This is a genomic window from Agrobacterium rosae (genome assembly GCF_002915175.1).
Lineage (GTDB): Bacteria > Pseudomonadota > Alphaproteobacteria > Rhizobiales > Rhizobiaceae > Agrobacterium > Agrobacterium rosae.
The window spans coordinates 1-15909 of the sequence record NZ_NXEJ01000004.1 but is presented as its reverse complement, the minus strand read 5'-3'; the positions used below and the strand labels follow the sequence as shown (position 1 = coordinate 15909).

13 protein-coding genes are annotated in these 15909 nt (G+C 55.9%); 9 read left to right on the top strand and 4 right to left on the bottom strand.

Annotated features, from left to right (window positions below):
- Positions 1-91 precede the first annotated feature (91 nt).
- Positions 92-3580 (top strand): carbamoyl-phosphate synthase large subunit, encoded by a 3489-nt coding sequence (gene carB / locus CPJ18_RS07385; protein WP_103657590.1) that lies wholly within the window; start codon positions 92-94, stop codon positions 3578-3580.
- A 69-nt stretch (positions 3581-3649) separates the two neighbouring features.
- Here carB and CPJ18_RS07380 read toward each other — a convergent pair whose 3' ends face one another.
- Positions 3650-4531, bottom strand: coding sequence for an aldo/keto reductase family oxidoreductase (locus CPJ18_RS07380; RefSeq protein WP_103657888.1), 882 nt, complete (start codon positions 4529-4531; stop codon positions 3650-3652).
- A 92-nt stretch (positions 4532-4623) separates the two neighbouring features.
- Between CPJ18_RS07380 and CPJ18_RS07375 the strand changes: the two genes are divergently transcribed.
- The gene (locus CPJ18_RS07375; RefSeq protein WP_103657589.1) at positions 4624-5538 is read left to right on the top strand and encodes a LysR family transcriptional regulator; all 915 of its coding nucleotides are present in this window, start codon (positions 4624-4626) and stop codon (positions 5536-5538) included.
- Between the two features lie 3 nt (positions 5539-5541).
- On the opposite strand, the gene CPJ18_RS07370 is transcribed toward CPJ18_RS07375, so the two are convergent.
- Together CPJ18_RS07370 and CPJ18_RS07365 are read right to left on the bottom strand one after the other, a co-directional pair.
- Positions 5542-7032 (bottom strand): UdgX family uracil-DNA binding protein, encoded by a 1491-nt coding sequence (locus CPJ18_RS07370; RefSeq protein WP_103657588.1) that lies wholly within the window; start codon positions 7030-7032, stop codon positions 5542-5544.
- Positions 7032-8264 (bottom strand): putative DNA modification/repair radical SAM protein, encoded by a 1233-nt coding sequence (locus CPJ18_RS07365; protein ID WP_103657587.1) that lies wholly within the window; start codon positions 8262-8264, stop codon positions 7032-7034. Before CPJ18_RS07365 ends, CPJ18_RS07370 begins: the two co-directional genes overlap by 1 nt.
- 222 nt (positions 8265-8486) lie before the next feature.
- Between CPJ18_RS07365 and greA the strand changes: the two genes are divergently transcribed.
- Together greA and CPJ18_RS07355 are read left to right on the top strand one after the other, a co-directional pair.
- Positions 8487-8963: a transcription elongation factor GreA gene (gene greA, locus CPJ18_RS07360; protein WP_067645116.1), complete on the top strand. Its 477-nt coding sequence runs from the start codon at positions 8487-8489 to the stop codon at positions 8961-8963.
- Between the two features lie 31 nt (positions 8964-8994).
- Entirely contained in the window at positions 8995-10056 is a 1062-nt protein-coding gene (locus tag CPJ18_RS07355) for a glycosyltransferase family 4 protein (RefSeq protein ID WP_245445365.1), read from the top strand.
- Here CPJ18_RS07355 and CPJ18_RS07350 read toward each other — a convergent pair.
- Complete coding sequence (locus CPJ18_RS07350) at positions 10040-11062, bottom strand: glycosyltransferase (protein ID WP_077117587.1); 1023 nt, start codon at positions 11060-11062, stop codon at positions 10040-10042. The two genes, CPJ18_RS07355 and CPJ18_RS07350, sit on opposite strands and share 17 nt — an antisense overlap.
- A gap of 242 nt (positions 11063-11304) precedes the next feature.
- Between CPJ18_RS07350 and CPJ18_RS07345 the strand changes: the two genes are divergently transcribed.
- The 5 genes from CPJ18_RS07345 to CPJ18_RS07325 all read left to right on the top strand — a co-directional run bounded on the left by CPJ18_RS07345 (position 11305) and on the right by CPJ18_RS07325 (position 15890).
- Positions 11305-12087 carry a glycosyltransferase family 25 protein gene (locus CPJ18_RS07345; RefSeq protein ID WP_146258660.1) on the top strand — a complete coding sequence of 261 codons (783 nt, stop codon included), beginning with the start codon at positions 11305-11307 and terminating at the stop codon, positions 12085-12087.
- A gap of 179 nt (positions 12088-12266) precedes the next feature.
- Positions 12267-13337 carry a GDP-mannose 4,6-dehydratase gene (gene gmd, locus CPJ18_RS07340; protein WP_103657584.1) on the top strand — a complete coding sequence of 357 codons (1071 nt, stop codon included), beginning with the start codon at positions 12267-12269 and terminating at the stop codon, positions 13335-13337.
- A gap of 2 nt (positions 13338-13339) precedes the next feature.
- Positions 13340-14284, top strand: a complete 945-nt coding sequence (gene fcl, locus CPJ18_RS07335; RefSeq protein WP_103657583.1) for a GDP-L-fucose synthase — start codon at positions 13340-13342, stop codon at positions 14282-14284.
- 50 nt (positions 14285-14334) lie between these two features.
- The gene (locus CPJ18_RS07330; RefSeq protein WP_103657582.1) at positions 14335-15351 is read left to right on the top strand and encodes a glycosyltransferase family 10 domain-containing protein; all 1017 of its coding nucleotides are present in this window, start codon (positions 14335-14337) and stop codon (positions 15349-15351) included.
- 44 nt (positions 15352-15395) lie between these two features.
- Positions 15396-15890 carry a hypothetical protein gene (locus CPJ18_RS07325; RefSeq protein WP_146258659.1) on the top strand — a complete coding sequence of 165 codons (495 nt, stop codon included), beginning with the start codon at positions 15396-15398 and terminating at the stop codon, positions 15888-15890.
- Positions 15891-15909: the final 19 nt, after the last annotated feature.

Genomic DNA, 15909 nt, shown 5'->3' with positions numbered 1-15909 from the left:
CTTCTAGCCTGAAAAGATTGGAATTGCGCCCGCGGCCGGTGAGTTTCACCTTGGCCGTTTTTTGCGCAACACGAAAAGCGGAACGAGAGCCATGCCGAAGCGCCAAGACATCAAATCCATCCTTATCATCGGCGCTGGTCCGATTGTCATCGGTCAGGCATGCGAGTTCGATTATTCCGGCACACAGGCCTGCAAAGCGCTGAAAGAGGAAGGCTACCGCGTCATCCTCGTCAACTCCAATCCTGCAACCATCATGACCGACCCCAATCTGGCGGACGCGACCTATGTCGAGCCGATCACGCCGGAAGTGGTGGCCAAGATCATCGCCAAGGAGCGCCCGGACGCGCTGCTGCCGACCATGGGCGGCCAGACGGCGCTGAACACTGCCCTTTCCCTGAAGCGGATGGGCGTGCTCGACCGCTACAATGTCGAGATGATCGGCGCAAAGCCCGAAGCTATCGACATGGCCGAAGACCGCGCTTTGTTCCGTGAAGCCATGAAGCGGATCAACCTTGAAACGCCGAAGTCGATGCTGGCCAACGCCACCGACATCAAGGACACAGACCGCAAGACGCATGAAGCCGCACGCGCAGAACTGAAAGCCAAACTTTCCGGCGCGGACCTGGACAAGGCGCTCGACAACCTCGAAAACCAGTGGAACCTCGGCGAAACCGACCGCAAGCAGCGCTACATCAGCCACGCCATGGCCATCGCCGCGCAGGCCATCGATGTCGTCGGCTTGCCCGCCATCATCCGCCCGTCCTTCACCATGGGTGGCACCGGCGGCGGCATTGCTTACAACCGCTCTGAATTCTTCGAAATCATCGGCGGCGGTCTCGATGCATCGCCGACCACCGAAGTGCTGATCGAAGAATCGGTTCTCGGCTGGAAGGAATATGAAATGGAAGTGGTCCGCGACAAGGCGGACAACTGCATCATCATCTGCTCCATCGAAAACATCGACCCAATGGGCGTCCACACCGGCGATTCGATCACCGTTGCCCCTGCCCTGACGCTGACGGACAAAGAATACCAGATGATGCGCAATGCATCGATTGCGGTTCTGCGCGAAATCGGCGTCGAGACCGGCGGCTCGAACGTGCAGTTCGCCGTCAACCCGAAGGATGGCCGTCTGGTTGTCATCGAAATGAACCCGCGCGTGTCTCGCTCGTCTGCGCTCGCCTCCAAGGCCACCGGTTTCCCGATTGCCAAGGTCGCTGCCAAGCTCGCGGTCGGCTACACGCTGGACGAACTGGACAACGACATCACCGGCGGTGCGACACCGGCGTCCTTCGAACCATCCATCGACTATGTCGTCACCAAAATCCCGCGTTTTGCTTTCGAGAAATTCCCGGGCGCATCGCCAATCCTCACCACGGCCATGAAGTCGGTCGGTGAAGTCATGGCGATTGGCCGTACCTTTGCGGAATCGCTGCAAAAGGCGCTTCGCGGCATGGAAACCGGCCTCACCGGTCTCGATGAAATCGAAATCCCCGGTTACGAAGAAGGCGAAGGTTCCAAGAACGCCATTCGCGCCGCCATCGGCACGCCGACGCCGGATCGTCTGCGCATGGTCGCACAGGCCCTGCGCATGGGCATGTCCGAAGCCGAAGTGCATGAAAACAGCAAGATCGACCCATGGTTCATCGCTCAGTTCAAGGCGATCGTAGACATGGAAGCGCGTGTGCGCGAACACGGCCTGCCGCAGGATGCTGAAAACCTGCGGTCGCTGAAAGCCATGGGCTTCTCCGACGCCCGCCTTGCAAGCCTGACCAAGAAGCGCCCCAAGGAAGTGGCAGAGCTTCGCAACAGCCTGAACGTGCGCCCGGTCTTCAAGCGCATCGACACCTGCGCTGCCGAATTCGCTTCGCCAACCGCTTACATGTACTCCACCTATGAGACGCCATTCGTCGGTCAGCTGCGCTCCGAAGCGCAGGTTTCGGATCGCAAGAAGGTCGTCATTCTCGGCGGTGGTCCCAACCGTATCGGCCAGGGCATCGAGTTCGATTATTGCTGCTGCCATGCCGCCTTCGCGTTGAAGGATGCGGGCTTTGAAGCCATCATGATCAACTGTAACCCGGAAACCGTCTCCACCGACTACGACACCTCCGACCGCCTCTATTTCGAACCACTGACGGCTGAAGACGTGATCGAAATCATGCGTGCCGAGCAGGAAAAGGGTGAACTGGTTGGCGTTATCGTGCAGTTCGGTGGTCAGACGCCGCTGAAGCTGGCCGAAGCGCTGGAAAAGAACGGCATTCCGATCCTCGGCACAGCGCCTGATATGATCGACCTTGCCGAAGACCGCGACCGTTTCCAGAAGCTTTTGATGAAGCTCGATTTGGCGCAGCCGAACAACGGCATCGCCTATTCCGTCGAGCAGGCCCGCGTCGTGGCGTCCGAAATCGGCTTCCCGTTGGTCGTTCGCCCGTCCTACGTTCTCGGCGGCCGCGCCATGCAGATCATTCACAATGAAAGCATGCTGCAAAGCTACCTGCTGGATACGGTTCCAGGTCTCGTGCCTGAGGATATCAAGCAGCGTTACCCCAACGACAAGACCGGCCAGATCAACACGCTTCTGAGCAAGAACCCGTTACTGTTCGATAGCTACCTGACGAACGCCGTCGAAGTGGACGTGGATGCGCTGTGCGATGGCGAAAACGTCTTCGTATCAGGCATCATGGAACACATCGAAGAAGCCGGTATTCACTCCGGTGACAGCGCCTGCTCGTTGCCATCGCGCTCGCTTTCCGAGGATATGCTGGACGAGTTGGAACGCCAGACGACGGCGCTTGCCAAGGCGCTGCATGTCGGTGGCCTGATGAACGTGCAATACGCGATCAAGGACGGCACGATCTACGTGCTGGAAGTCAACCCGCGCGCGTCGCGTACCGTGCCGTTCGTTGCCAAGACCATCGGCGCGCCGATTGCCAAGATCGCCGCCCGTATCATGGCTGGCGAAACGCTGGATGCGGCGATTGCCGCTTACGGCGAAAAGCCAGACCCGCGCAACCTCAAGCACATCGCCGTCAAGGAAGCCGTCTTCCCGTTTGCCCGTTTCCCCGGTGTCGATATTCTGCTGGGACCGGAAATGCGCTCCACCGGTGAAGTCATCGGCCTCGACACCGACTTCGCGCTGGCCTTCGCCAAGGCGCAGCTGGGTGCAAGCGTCGATCTGCCACGCTCCGGTGCAGTGTTCGTTTCGGTTCGCGATGAGGACAAGGAGCGGGTTCTGCCTGCCATCCGCCATTTGGTCGAAATCGGCTTCAGGGTTCTGGCGACAGGCGGCACGCAGCGCTTCCTGGCCGAACAGGGCATCAACGCCGAGAAGATCAACAAGGTGCAGGAAGGACGTCCGCACATCGAAGACGCGATCCGCAACCGTCAGGTTCAGTTGGTTATCAACACGACCGACAGCAACAAGGCGATCTCCGACTCCAAGTCGCTGCGCCGCGCAACGCTGATGCAGAAGGTGCCTTACTACACGACGATGGCCGGTGCGGAATCCGCAGCCCTCGCCATCAAGGCGCTGAAGGCAGGTAGCCTGGATGTGCGGCCTTTGCAAAGCTACTTCGCGTAAGCCTGTAACTTACCAAAAAACAGAAAGGGCGCGTCGGTGACGCGCCCTTTCTCGTTTCAGCAAGCGATGTTAATGCGCCACATTCGCAGCAGCCACACCGTCCAGTTCGGTCATGACATCATCCGACAGAACGAGTTCGGCGGCCTTGAGGTTCTCATGCAAATGGGCAACGGATGATGTGCCCGGGATCAGCAAAATGTTAGGGCTGCGGCGCAACAGCCAAGCAAGCGCGACCTGCATCGGCGTTGCCTCCAGACGCGCCGCCACATCCGAGAGGGCCGAAGACTGAAGCGGGCTGAAGCCGCCAAGCGGGAAGAACGGCACATAGGCAATGCCATCATCGGCCAAGCTATCGATCAGCGCGTCGTCCTGGCGATGGGCCAGATTGTACATGTTCTGAACGCAGACGATGTCAGCGATCTTGCGACCCTCCTCAACCTGTGCCGCCGTGACGTTGCTGAGCCCGATATGGCGAACCAGACCCTGACGCTGCAACTCGGCAAGCGGCGTCAGCAATGGTTCGATGGAGCCTTCTGCGGGTCCATGCACATCGAACATGACACGCAGATTGACGACATCCATAACGTCGAGACCAAGGTTGCGCAGATTGTCATGGACGGCGCTGGTCAACTCTTCCGGCGAGGATGCCAGGTTCCAGGATTTGTCCTCGCCGCGCTTGGCACCGATTTTCGTGACGATGACGAGATCGTCCGTGTAGGGATGCAGTGCTTCACGGATCAACTGATTGGTGATGTGGGGGCCGTAGAAATCGCTGGTGTCGATGTGGTTGACCCCTGCCTCGATGGCGGCGCGCAGAACGGCGAGCGCGCCGTCATGGTCCTTTGGCGGGCCAAACACGCCGGGACCGGCCAATTGCATGGCACCGTAACCGAGGCGTTTGACCGTGTGGTTGCCGAGCTTGAATGATCCGGCCTTGTCGATGTCAGTCATGATTGTTCTCCTAATGTTGGAGAGAAGATAGACGCTGTCGATATCCAAGAGAATAGGATACAATCCGGACGGGCTGTGCGAGAATATGAACAATGAAGATTGATCTTGATGATCTGAATGCTTTTGTCGCAGTGGCGCGCGCGGGCGGGTTTCGCGAGGCGGCACGGCTTAACGACAGCAGCGCGTCAGGCCTCAGCGAAGCGGTGCGGCGTCTGGAAACCGGGCTTGGCGTTCGTCTGCTGAACCGCACCACGCGCAGTGTCTTGCCGACAGAGGCCGGCCAAGGCCTTCTTGCCCGGTTGGCACCGGCGCTGACCGAAGTCGAGGCGGCACTCGATGTCGTCAACGGCTTTCGCGACAAGCCCGCCGGCACGCTCAGGCTCAACGTTCCCGTGAGCGCAGCAAGGCTGATCCTGCCTGACTTGGTGCCGCAGTTTCTCGCCGCCTACCCCGACATCCGCCTTGAAATCATCACCGATGAAAGCTTCGTTGATATTCTGGCCGCAGGCTGTGATGCGGGCATACGCTATGACGAACGCTTACAGCAAGACATGATTGCCGTACCGATTGGGCCAACCACTCAACGTTTCGCCACCGCTGCCTCGCCCGCTTATCTCGGGAGGTTTGGACGCCCCGACCATCCCCGCGACCTGTTGAACCATGCCTGTATCAGAGGCCGTTTTGCCAGCGGTGTCATACCGCCATGGGAATTCGAGCGCGATGGCGAAGTCCTGTTGATCGAGGCCGACGGGCCGTTGATCGTCAGGATCGGCGGCGCAACGGACCTCGCCGTCGATGCGGCCATCGCGGGTTCCGGCATCATCATGCTCTTCGAAGACTGGCTGCAACCCTATTTCGACAGCGGCGTGCTGGCACCGGTGCTGGAGCCGTGGTGGCAAAGTTTCTCCGGCCCGTTTCTCTATTATCCCGGCAGACGGCTGGTTCCGGCACCGCTCAGAGCTTTCATTGATTTCGTGAAAGCCGCCAATGACCGCAAGGTGCGATAACCCTTATCCAATATGTGAAACACGGGAATCGGTTTCTCTGCCAATCTCCATAAGCCTTTGAACACTTTGCATGTCTTCCCGAAACCGCCGCATCTCTTCCGCCTTCTTTTGCTCATCAGGAATACGCAAAAGATAGGACGGGTGGACAGTCGCAAAGAGCATCTTGCCACCATCCATCGGCATGGGTCTGCTGCGCACATCCGATAGTTTTTCTTTCATACCCGTCAAGGCAAACACCGCCGTCGCGCCCATGGCCACGATGAGCTTCGGCTGCACCAGATCGATCTCACGCGTCAGCCACCACCGGCAACGCTGAACTTCGCCGGCATCCGGCCGCTGGTGAATGCGCTTCTTTCCGCGCGCCTCATATTTGAAATGTTTGACGGCATTGGTGACATACATTGCCTTGCGGTCCATGCCGGTCTCACCCAGCACCTGATCGAACACCTTGCCCGCCGGACCGACAAAGGGACGTCCGGCCAAATCCTCGAAGTCACCCGGCTGCTCGCCGACGACCATGACGTCAGCATTGGCTGGCCCCTCACCGAACACTGTTTGCGTTGCCTTGCAGTGCAACGGACAGAGCGTGCAGCTTTGCGCCTCGTGCTTCAATCCCTCCAACGTATCGGCATCCGGCAGCGCAGGTTGCGGTCTGCTATCTGCCGCCGCTTGAAGACGATGGTGAAACAATTGCGGCTCGGTCGCAGCTTTGGCACCCATCTCAAGCACCCGCCGCTCGGCGTTCAAGATGAGGTCTGGAATGAGGTCCGCCTCGGGCAGGTTCTTCCAGTATTTTTTCGGCATCTCTGCCGTCATCGCCTTGATCTTCAACCGCGCCGGATTGAAGATATTGGCGTAATAGGTGCGCCACAGCTCATCTGTGTCGTCTGAAATATCCGGCTTTTCCGCCGCCATTCTCGACGTCTGCATTGTTTCACCATCCCAGCGCGCCGAGCCCTTTGGGGTGACGATCAACCAGTCCATATCGGTAAAACGTCGCTGGAAAAACGCCGCCTTGCGTTCAACGATGAAGTGGTCAGGCTCGAACCACGCGATAAAACGTCGTCGTCCAACGACGTCCTGCGGCAACGGAACCTCCTTGAATCGAACGAAGGCCGTCATCTTGTGGCTATCACGACGAACGGATTTCTCCATCTTTCGGGCTTCGGCCACATCAGGATCAGACTTGAACTCCAACAGCGCCCTATCCTGCCCCAGACGCCACAACAGGCGATAAAGCAACGCAAAGCGTGTCGGATCACTGTGGCAGATGATGGTTTGCGCAAACGGCATGAAGGCCGCTGGCACATTCACGCTGGCTGAACCGCCGATCTGCGGAACGCGATCTCCCTCTTCGACCCCGAAGAGACCGGTTTCCTCACCTTGAAACCGCCACTCGATCTCATGCGGAGCAACATTCGCCGACAGGAAGGTGCGGGCCGCATCCCGCCACTCGGTAAAACCCCCCCGCCCCTCCAGTGAGACCCTATACATTACAGCAACGACAATTGTTCGGGCTGCGGCGCAAACATGTCGCGCAAATCAGGTCGCTCCGTCAACTTCCCCGGCGACCACCCTCCAGCTACCACGAAGGCTTTCACCTTCTTCAGCGACACGCCAAAACGGGCGATATCTTCCAACCGCAATTGCCTGAAACGGCGCGACGAGAGAATGGATTTCACCGTCTTCGTGCCAAAGCCTGGCACGCGCAGCAACGTCTCGCGATCCGCCTTGTTGACATCGACAGGAAACTGCTGACGGTTTGCCAGTGCCCATGCCAGCTTCGGGTCAATATCGAGATCCAGCATGCCATCCTTCTGCGTGGAAGCGATTTCATCGATATCGAAACCATAGAATCTATAGAGCCAATCGGCCTGATACAGGCGATGTTCGCGCATCAAAGGCGGTTTGATGAGCGGTAGATTTTTTGACGAATCCGGGATCGGGCTGAACGCTGAGTAATATACCCGCCGCAAACCGTAGCTGCCGTAAAGACGCGCGCTTGTGGACAGGATGGTCGTATCATTGGCACCATCGGCACCGACGATCATCTGGGTACTTTGTCCCGCAGGCGCAAACTTTCTGACGCGTTTCGTCTGCAACGTCGGCTCGCCCGCCTCTTCTATTTTCAGACGAATATCGGCCATCGATTTGCGGATATTGATGGGGTGCTTCTCGGGCGCAAACTGGCCGATACCGCTATCCGTCGGCAGTTCTATATTTATCGATAGGCGGTCAGCATAAAGCCCTGCCTCTTCCACCAGACGAGCGGATGCTTCGGGAATCGATTTGAGATGGATATAGCCGCGGAAACCATGGGTCACCCGCAACTCTCTCGCCACCCGCACCAGTTCTTCCATCGTGTGATCGGACGAGCGAATGATGCCGGATGACAGAAACAGGCCTTCGATATAATTGCGGCGATAAAATTCCAGCGTCAGCCACACAACCTCTTCCACGGTAAAACGCGCCCGCTCGACATTGCTGGAGGAGCGATTGATGCAATAAGCGCAGTCATAAATGCAGAAGTTGGTGAGCAGAATCTTCAGCAGCGAAATGCAGCGTCCATCCGGCGCATAGGCATGGCAAATGCCCGACCCTTCGGTCGAGCCCAGCCCTCCCGATGTGGATGAATTGCGCTTCGTCGTGCCGCTAGAGGCGCATGACGCGTCATACTTTGCCGCATCGGAGAGAACTGCCAGACGCTCTTTTATAGACTTTTTCATAGTATGTTCACTATATGTTCTTGCAAAAACTGTCAATCTCTGCGCAAATCACGTCAAGGATTTTTACACGGGAATGACGATTTCAAATTATCTGGCAATTGGTGGCGGTCTTCTGATATAGTCGTTCAAATTGTGATTTTGACATGGTTCCGTAGTTTTGCTCCGGAACCTGTTTCTTTTTGTGTCTGCGGGTGCCGCGGGTTGAATGCGAAGGAAGAAAAAATGGTAGAAAAAGTACCAATGACTCAGGGTGGGTTCGTCAAGTTGCAGGAAGAACTGCGCTTTCGTCAGCAGGAAGAACGCCCTCGGATCATCGAGGCAATTGCCGAGGCGCGCGCCCATGGCGACCTGTCCGAAAATGCCGAGTACCATGCCGCCAAGGAAGCGCAGAGCCACAATGAAGGCCGCGTTGCCGAGCTTGAAGATCTGACGGCGCGTGCCGAGGTCATCGACCTCTCGAAAATGTCCGGCACGACAATCAAATTCGGTGCCACGATCAAGCTTGTGGATGAGGATTCCAACGAGCAGAAGACCTATCAGATCGTTGGCGATCAGGAAGCCGACGTGAAGCAGGGCCGTATCTCCATCTCCTCGCCTATCGCGCGTGCGCTGATCGGCAAGGAAGTGGGCGACAGCATCGAGGTGCATGCACCTGGCGGCTCACGCGGCTACGAAATCCTCTCCATCAACTGGGGCTGATCGAAAGCTCCCTTCCCCCGAGAATCCGATTTTGCCTTACATTGACTTGGCTAACGTCCGGGTGCTTGCGCCAAATTTCAAGCGCAGGCTTTCCGGCGTAACATCGACCATTATTCAGCTTCTGCCCGTGCAAAACAGGCAGGGGCAAGATGTGGCGGCCATCGGACCGGGTTTGCCCGACAGCCTGCCACATGTTCGCTTTCGCGATTTGTGGCAGCTGTGGAAATTGGGGCCAAATCATAAGCCGCGCGTGTGGCATGCGCGGCGCAATATCGAGATGCTACCGGGCATCGTCATGCGTGATATCTTGCGCATGAAGCTGAAACTGGTGTTCACCTCAGCGTCGCAACGCAAGCATAGCGGCTGGACCAAGTTCCTGATTTCCCGAATGGATGCGGTTATCGCCACCAACGGCAAGACGGCAACCTATCTGGAGGTGCCGAGCACCGTCATCATGCATGGCATCGATACGGAACGCTTTTCGCCTGCCGTCGATAAGGCCGCGTCGAGACGGCTTCTTGGTCTGGATGTGCATCAAAAATATGCTGGTTGCTTCGGCCGGGTGCGCCACCAGAAAGGTACCGACCTGTTTGTCGACACCATGATTGCCGTGTTGCCGCAACGACCCGAATGGTCTGCCATCATTGCAGGACGCGCCACCGGTCCGCATGTGGAGTTTGAGAACGGCCTGAAAGACAAAGTTCGCGCCGCAGGACTTGCGAACCGCATTCTTTTCGTTGGTGAACATACCGATATCAACGACTGGTACCGCACCCTCGACTTGTTCGTCGCCCCGCAACGTTGGGAAGGCTTTGGCCTGACGCCACTCGAGGCCATGGCAACCGGCGTGCCGGTCGTCGCCACTGATGTCGGCGCGTTTCCGGAATTAATTGCAGAGCCTCAGACCGGTGAAATTATCAGCCGGGACGACCTGGATGCCATGGTTCGCACCGTTGCGATGTGGATGGAAGACGCGGCGAAACGCGATCATGCGAGCGGTCTTGCTCGCTCACATGTCACGGAAAACTTCACCATAAACGGTGAAGCCGACAATATCGGTAAGGTCTACGCGGCGCTTACGGCTTCCGCTTGAACAGATCGATGTAGGCGTTGGCCACGGCCTCTTCAGAGAACTGACCGACCAGCGTGGCACGACCGTTCTCGCCGAGACGTGCTGCGAGAGCAGGGTCGGCGATCAGCTGGTTTATGGCGCGGGTATATCCGGCAACATCGTCGATATCGACGAGCAGTCCGTTTTCACCGTCACGCATGAACCACGAAGGCCCTTCCGAACGCGACGAGATAACAGCACGGTTTTGCGCCCATGCTTCAAAGATCACATTGCCAAGCGGCTCGTGACTGGAAGGCATGACGAAAATATCGGCCGCAGCAACGTAAGGTCTCGTATCCTTTTGCCAGCCGAGGAAACGTACTCTTTCCTCCATCTTGTGCTCACGGGTGACGGCCTCTAGCGCTTCGCGCTCCTCGCCATCACCGACAATCCAGAGATAAGCATCAGGCACAGCCGCTACCGCCTCAATGAGAAGATGGAAACGCTTGCGCTTGACGAAACGTCCCATGGTCACGACGAGCGGCACACCCTCAGGCGTATTGACGGACGCCCGTGATATAGGTGCTACCGTTGTGGTATCGGTGAAGTTGGAGATTACCTCCACACCGCGCGTCCAGCCGAGTTTGCGCACATGATCGCCAATACCCGGCGTGTTGCACACCAGAATATCCGTGTTCTTGAAATAGCCGAGATGCGTGGGGTAGTCGCCAAGCCGAGACAGCTTGATGCCGCCCTTGTAATCCGGCATCAAACGCGCACCACGTGTCGACCATGAGATGATCGCATCCGCCTTATCACGCTTGGCAATCGACAAGACCTTCATTGGAAGCAGAATGCGATCGATCGATAGGTTACGAAAGTTGCTCTGGATGACTTTGGCATGAACTTCGACATCTTCGCGCCAACGGCGGTTCCAACGCATGACCGCCGTCTGCTCCACGCCACGCCGGGCCAGAGCACCAACGAGATGCACGAAGAACTTTTCCGCGCCGCCGTCTTTGCCGAAAATATACTGATGAACCCGCATACGTCTTTATCCTGAACTTCGCCTTTGGCAACTCTATCCACCGCAAACCAGCATTTGCAGGCATTGCGGTCTTTATGTTCTGGTTACCGCATCGGTGCAAGTGGAAAGGAGTGCATTCCTGAATTCTCGCACCCTCTATTGTCGCCGCATGAAACCGCTTGTTCTGGACGGCTTTGCCGGGATATTGGGAAGATGGTGACATCACGTTCGCATATCGGACAAGACAGGACATAAAGCCAGACATGCAATCTCTTGGAATTTTCGTCATCAATCTCGATGGCAGCCATGACCGCCTTGCATCGATAAGCGACAAACTCGCCGCATTCGGCATTGCGTTCGAGCGCGTATCCGCAGTCGATGGCCGTCCACTCGATCTGTCCACGGTCAGCGACTACAATGCCGACCGCGCTGAGCGATATATGGGCCGCAGCCTCGTCGGTGGCGAAATCGGCTGTTATTACAGCCACCTCAAGGTGGCAAAACAGTTTCTCCAATCGCAGGACAACTATGCGCTTGTTCTGGAAGACGACGCTCTACCGCTCTGCAACCCAGTCGCGCTGCTGGAACAGGCATTGCCGGAGCTGGAAGCCGTTGATCCGGAATGGCGTTTGATCAACATTGGCAACAACAAGCTGAAGATCGCCACGCCCATCGCCGACTACAGAATCGATGGCCACGCGTGCCAAATGGTCGCCGCCCATTACTTCCCGATGACGACAAGTGCCATCGTCTGGTCACGCGAGGGCGCACGGCTTTTCATTGAAGAACACGACGAGATTTTTGCGCCTGTGGATAATTACTTCCGCTACTGGCTGACCCGCGCCGGACATGGATATTCGTTCTGGCCGGCACCCGTTACCACCACGGACGCAGCAAGCCAGATTGTTGCAGGCCCTGGACAGCGGCGCAACACCCATAAGAGGCGCTGGTATTACGGCCTCGCAAAGCAATACCGGCTGCTCATGGACAAGTTCATTGCCGGCAGACAGAAACAGAGATTTGCCAAATCACGACAAACGAAATGAGTCGAAAAGGCGCATAGATTCGCTGTAGGTACAAACACCTTTTAAAATCTGATGTTTATTTTGCACTCGACTTGAGATATCGCACAAGCAAATAACGTGCGCTTAAAAGAGCAGCACCCAGGGCCAATGGAGCGCAAAGCGCTTGAGGCCGCATAGTGCGATAGAAGAAAGCGGATTGAATGTCTGACGAAGCGAAGGTCGCCCTCATTACTGGCGTCACAGGCCAAGACGGTGCCTATCTGGCGCAATTGTTGCTGGACAAGGGCTACATCGTCCACGGCATCAAGCGCCGCTCCTCATCCTTCAACACCGGGCGCATCGAGAACATCTACCAGGATCCGCATGAGGAGAACCCAAGGTTTTTCCTTCATTACGGTGACATGACTGATGCGACCAATCTCATCCGCATCGTGCAGGAAACCCAGCCGGACGAGATCTACAACCTTGCTGCGCAAAGCCATGTGCAAGTGTCCTTTGAGACACCGGAATACACGGCCAATGCAGACGGCATCGGCACGCTGCGGTTGCTGGAAGCAATCCGCATTCTCAAGCTGGAGAAGAAAACCCGCTTCTACCAGGCATCGACGTCAGAGCTTTACGGTCTGGTTCAGGAAGTTCCGCAACGGGAAACCACGCCCTTCTACCCGCGTAGCCCATATGCAGCGGCAAAGCTCTATGCCTACTGGATTGTGGTCAATTACCGCGAAGCTTATGGCCTGCATGCCTCGAACGGCATCCTGTTCAACCACGAGAGCCCCCTGCGCGGCGAAACCTTCGTCACGCGCAAGATCACGCGCGCAGCAGCAGCCATCAAGCTCGGGCGTCAGGAAAAACTCTATCTCGGCAATCTCGATGCAAAGCGGGACTGGGGTCACGCCAGGGAATATGTACGCGGCATGTGGCTGATGATGCAGCAGGACCAACCAGACGACTACGTGCTGGCAACAGGTGAAACGACACCCGTGCGCCAATTCGTGGAATGGGCCTTCGAGGATGTTGGCATCACCCTGAAATGGCAGGGCGAAGGTGTCGACGAAAAGGGCACAGACGCCGCCACCGGCAAGGTTCTGGTCGAAGTCGACCCACGCTACTTCCGCCCGACTGAAGTCGAATTGCTGATCGGCGACCCAACCAAGGCGCACGAGAAGCTCGGCTGGAAACATGAGACGAGCGTGCGTGAACTGGCAAGGGAAATGGTGGTGGAAGATCTGCGCATCATGCAATCGGACATCGTGACGAAGGGCGCTTGAACATGAGCCTCTACGACCTCAAGGACAAACGGGTTTGGGTTGCGGGCCATCGCGGTATGGTCGGCTCGGCCATCGTTCGGCGCTTGCAGCAAGAGGGTTGCGACATTCTGACGGTTGGTCGGGATGAGGTGGACTTGCGCAACCAGGCGCAGGTTTCCGCATGGATGGCGAACAACAAACCGCAAGCCGTTTTCCTGGCCGCAGCAAAAGTCGGCGGCATTCTGGCCAACGACACCCGCCCGGCAGAATTTCTCTATGAGAACCTGATGATCGAAGCCAACATCATCGAGTCCTCCTACCGCGCCGAGGTGGAAAAACTCCTCTTCCTAGGCTCATCCTGCATCTACCCGAAATTTGCAGACCAGCCGATCACCGAAGACGCCCTCCTCACCGGCGCGCTGGAGCCCACGAATGAATGGTATGCCATCGCCAAGATCGCTGGCATCAAGCTGACACAGGCCTATCGCAAACAATACGGATGCGACTTCATCTCTGCCATGCCGACGAACCTCTACGGCCCCGGCGACAACTTCGACCTGACCTCCAGCCACGTCCTACCCGCACTTATCCGCAAGGCGCATGAAGCAAAAATCCGCGGCGACAAGGACATGACCATCTGGGGCACCGGCACCCCCCGCCGCGAATTCCTCCACGCCGACGACTGCGCCGATGCGCTGGTCTTCCTGATGAAAAACTACTCAGACGAAAGCCACGTGAACGTCGGCAGCGGCGAAGACATATCCATCCTCGACCTAACGAAACTCATATGCGAAATTGTTGGTTTCGAGGGCGATATCAAGCATGATCTCAGCAAGCCGGACGGCACGCCTAGGAAGTTGATGAGCGCGGAGAAGTTGAGGGCTATGGGGTGGGAGCCGGAGATTGGCTTAGCCGAAGGCGTTAAGGCGACTTACAGAATATTTGAAGTCGACCATCTCATGAACTAACAAACAAATCTCGCGTAAAAGTCACGCGTCGTTTATATCGAAGGTGCCTCATGCTTATCAAAGCGGGATTTATTTCGTCGTCTTCGGAGTGGCAGTGGGAGCGACAGTTTCCTGATAACATAACAGTTTGGAACGGCGTAGACTTCATCTTCTCAGGCGATTTTCATGACTGTGATGTCCTGTTTGTTTTCGACGCGATACCGCTCGATATGGTCGGGAAAATACATGCCAACCGAAGCGTCTTCATTGCGTCAGAACCGGCGAGCATAAAGACGTATCATCCAGATTTTCTCAATCAATTTGACTTCATTCTCACCACGGATACCACCACCAGACATCGGAACGTTTCATTTGGACAAATAGGATCTCCTTGGCATATCGGGGCTTGGGACAATAACGGGCATCTTTTATCGACTCCGGTGAACTACAGAAATTTTGAGACACTAAGCTCTCCGAAAACGAAATCGATATCAGTCGTGTCCTCCAACAAAGCTCGAACAGAAGGGCATAGAGCCAGACTGGAATTTGTTCAGAAGCTCAAATCATATTTCGGGACCGAAATTGATGTATTTGGGCGGAACATAAACGGTTTTGGAGATAAATCTGAAGTTCTGAATGATTATCGATATCATATTGCAATAGAGAATAGCTGCTATCCAGACTACTGGACAGAAAAACTGGCCGATCCGTATCTTTCTTTGACCTATCCTATCTATTATGGATGCCCCAATATCACGGATTATTTTTCAAAAGAATCGTTGGCACCAATCGACATTGCCAATCCTGAGAATGCAATCGTCATTATTCGCGATCTGATTGAATCGGATCGAGCGGAGACTGCACGCCCCCACCTCGAAGAATCCCGTAGACGCGTTTTGAATGAACATAATTTGTTCTCGATCCTCTCTGTCCTAGCGACGGATATTATAAAAATGGATCGAAGCATGAACGATCTGGAAGCAGAAAAGTACTTTTCGCGTTGGAAGTATCGTCTGAAGAGGAGGTCAATAAAAAATTTAAATCTTCTCTCAAAGTTGCTTTTTAACAAACGTTCAATTCCTTGTTAAATAATGCCAAAGCAACATACATCGTTGCGCAGAAAAGGTAGAAAATGAGCCTTCTTCGAGAACTCAGGAAAATGGCCAGAGTGTGCGGTATAGATACCAACAAGCTGTACAATTATCGTTTTATGAGGCGCTACCTGGCTGACAAGAAAGAATGGCTCGAAAAAGGGGGCAAAATCGATAAACTTCGCATGGTGCTCGAAGATTTCTCTGACAGTGCGGGCATCGTTAAAGGACACTATTTCCATCAAGATCTTCTGGTTGCTGGTTACATTCATGCAGCCAATCCAGTGCGCCATATCGACGTCGGCTCCAGGATCGATGGTTTTGTTGCGCATGTCGCGTCGTTCAGAGAAATTGAAGTATTGGACGTAAGGCCTCTACAACCGACTTCACATAAGAACATTGTGTTTCAGCAGGCTGATTTAATGCGCGATGCAGGTGAGGAAATCACGGATTCGCTCTCTTGCCTGCATGCAATCGAACATTTCGGCTTAGGCCGCGTCCCCATAAACGGGGTTCATCTTGTTGATGTTGTGTGATTCAATCTCTTTGGAAGGA

What these genes read in the sequence shown, in the direction of transcription:
- carB (WP_103657590.1), top strand. Translation starts at nt 92, where the DNA reads ATGCCGAAGCGCCAAGACATCAAATCCATCCTTATCATCGGCGCTGGT.
- CPJ18_RS07380 (WP_103657888.1), bottom strand. Translation starts at nt 4,531, where the DNA reads ATGACTGACATCGACAAGGCCGGATCATTCAAGCTCGGCAACCACACG.
- CPJ18_RS07375 (WP_103657589.1), top strand. Translation starts at nt 4,624, where the DNA reads ATGAAGATTGATCTTGATGATCTGAATGCTTTTGTCGCAGTGGCGCGC.
- CPJ18_RS07370 (WP_103657588.1), bottom strand. Translation starts at nt 7,032, where the DNA reads ATGTATAGGGTCTCACTGGAGGGGCGGGGGGGTTTTACCGAGTGGCGG.
- CPJ18_RS07365 (WP_103657587.1), bottom strand. Translation starts at nt 8,264, where the DNA reads ATGAAAAAGTCTATAAAAGAGCGTCTGGCAGTTCTCTCCGATGCGGCA.
- greA (WP_067645116.1), top strand. Translation starts at nt 8,487, where the DNA reads ATGGTAGAAAAAGTACCAATGACTCAGGGTGGGTTCGTCAAGTTGCAG.
- CPJ18_RS07350 (WP_077117587.1), bottom strand. Translation starts at nt 11,062, where the DNA reads ATGCGGGTTCATCAGTATATTTTCGGCAAAGACGGCGGCGCGGAAAAG.
- CPJ18_RS07345 (WP_146258660.1), top strand. Translation starts at nt 11,305, where the DNA reads ATGCAATCTCTTGGAATTTTCGTCATCAATCTCGATGGCAGCCATGAC.
- gmd (WP_103657584.1), top strand. Translation starts at nt 12,267, where the DNA reads ATGTCTGACGAAGCGAAGGTCGCCCTCATTACTGGCGTCACAGGCCAA.
- fcl (WP_103657583.1), top strand. Translation starts at nt 13,340, where the DNA reads ATGAGCCTCTACGACCTCAAGGACAAACGGGTTTGGGTTGCGGGCCAT.
- CPJ18_RS07330 (WP_103657582.1), top strand. Translation starts at nt 14,335, where the DNA reads ATGCTTATCAAAGCGGGATTTATTTCGTCGTCTTCGGAGTGGCAGTGG.
- CPJ18_RS07325 (WP_146258659.1), top strand. Translation starts at nt 15,396, where the DNA reads ATGAGCCTTCTTCGAGAACTCAGGAAAATGGCCAGAGTGTGCGGTATA.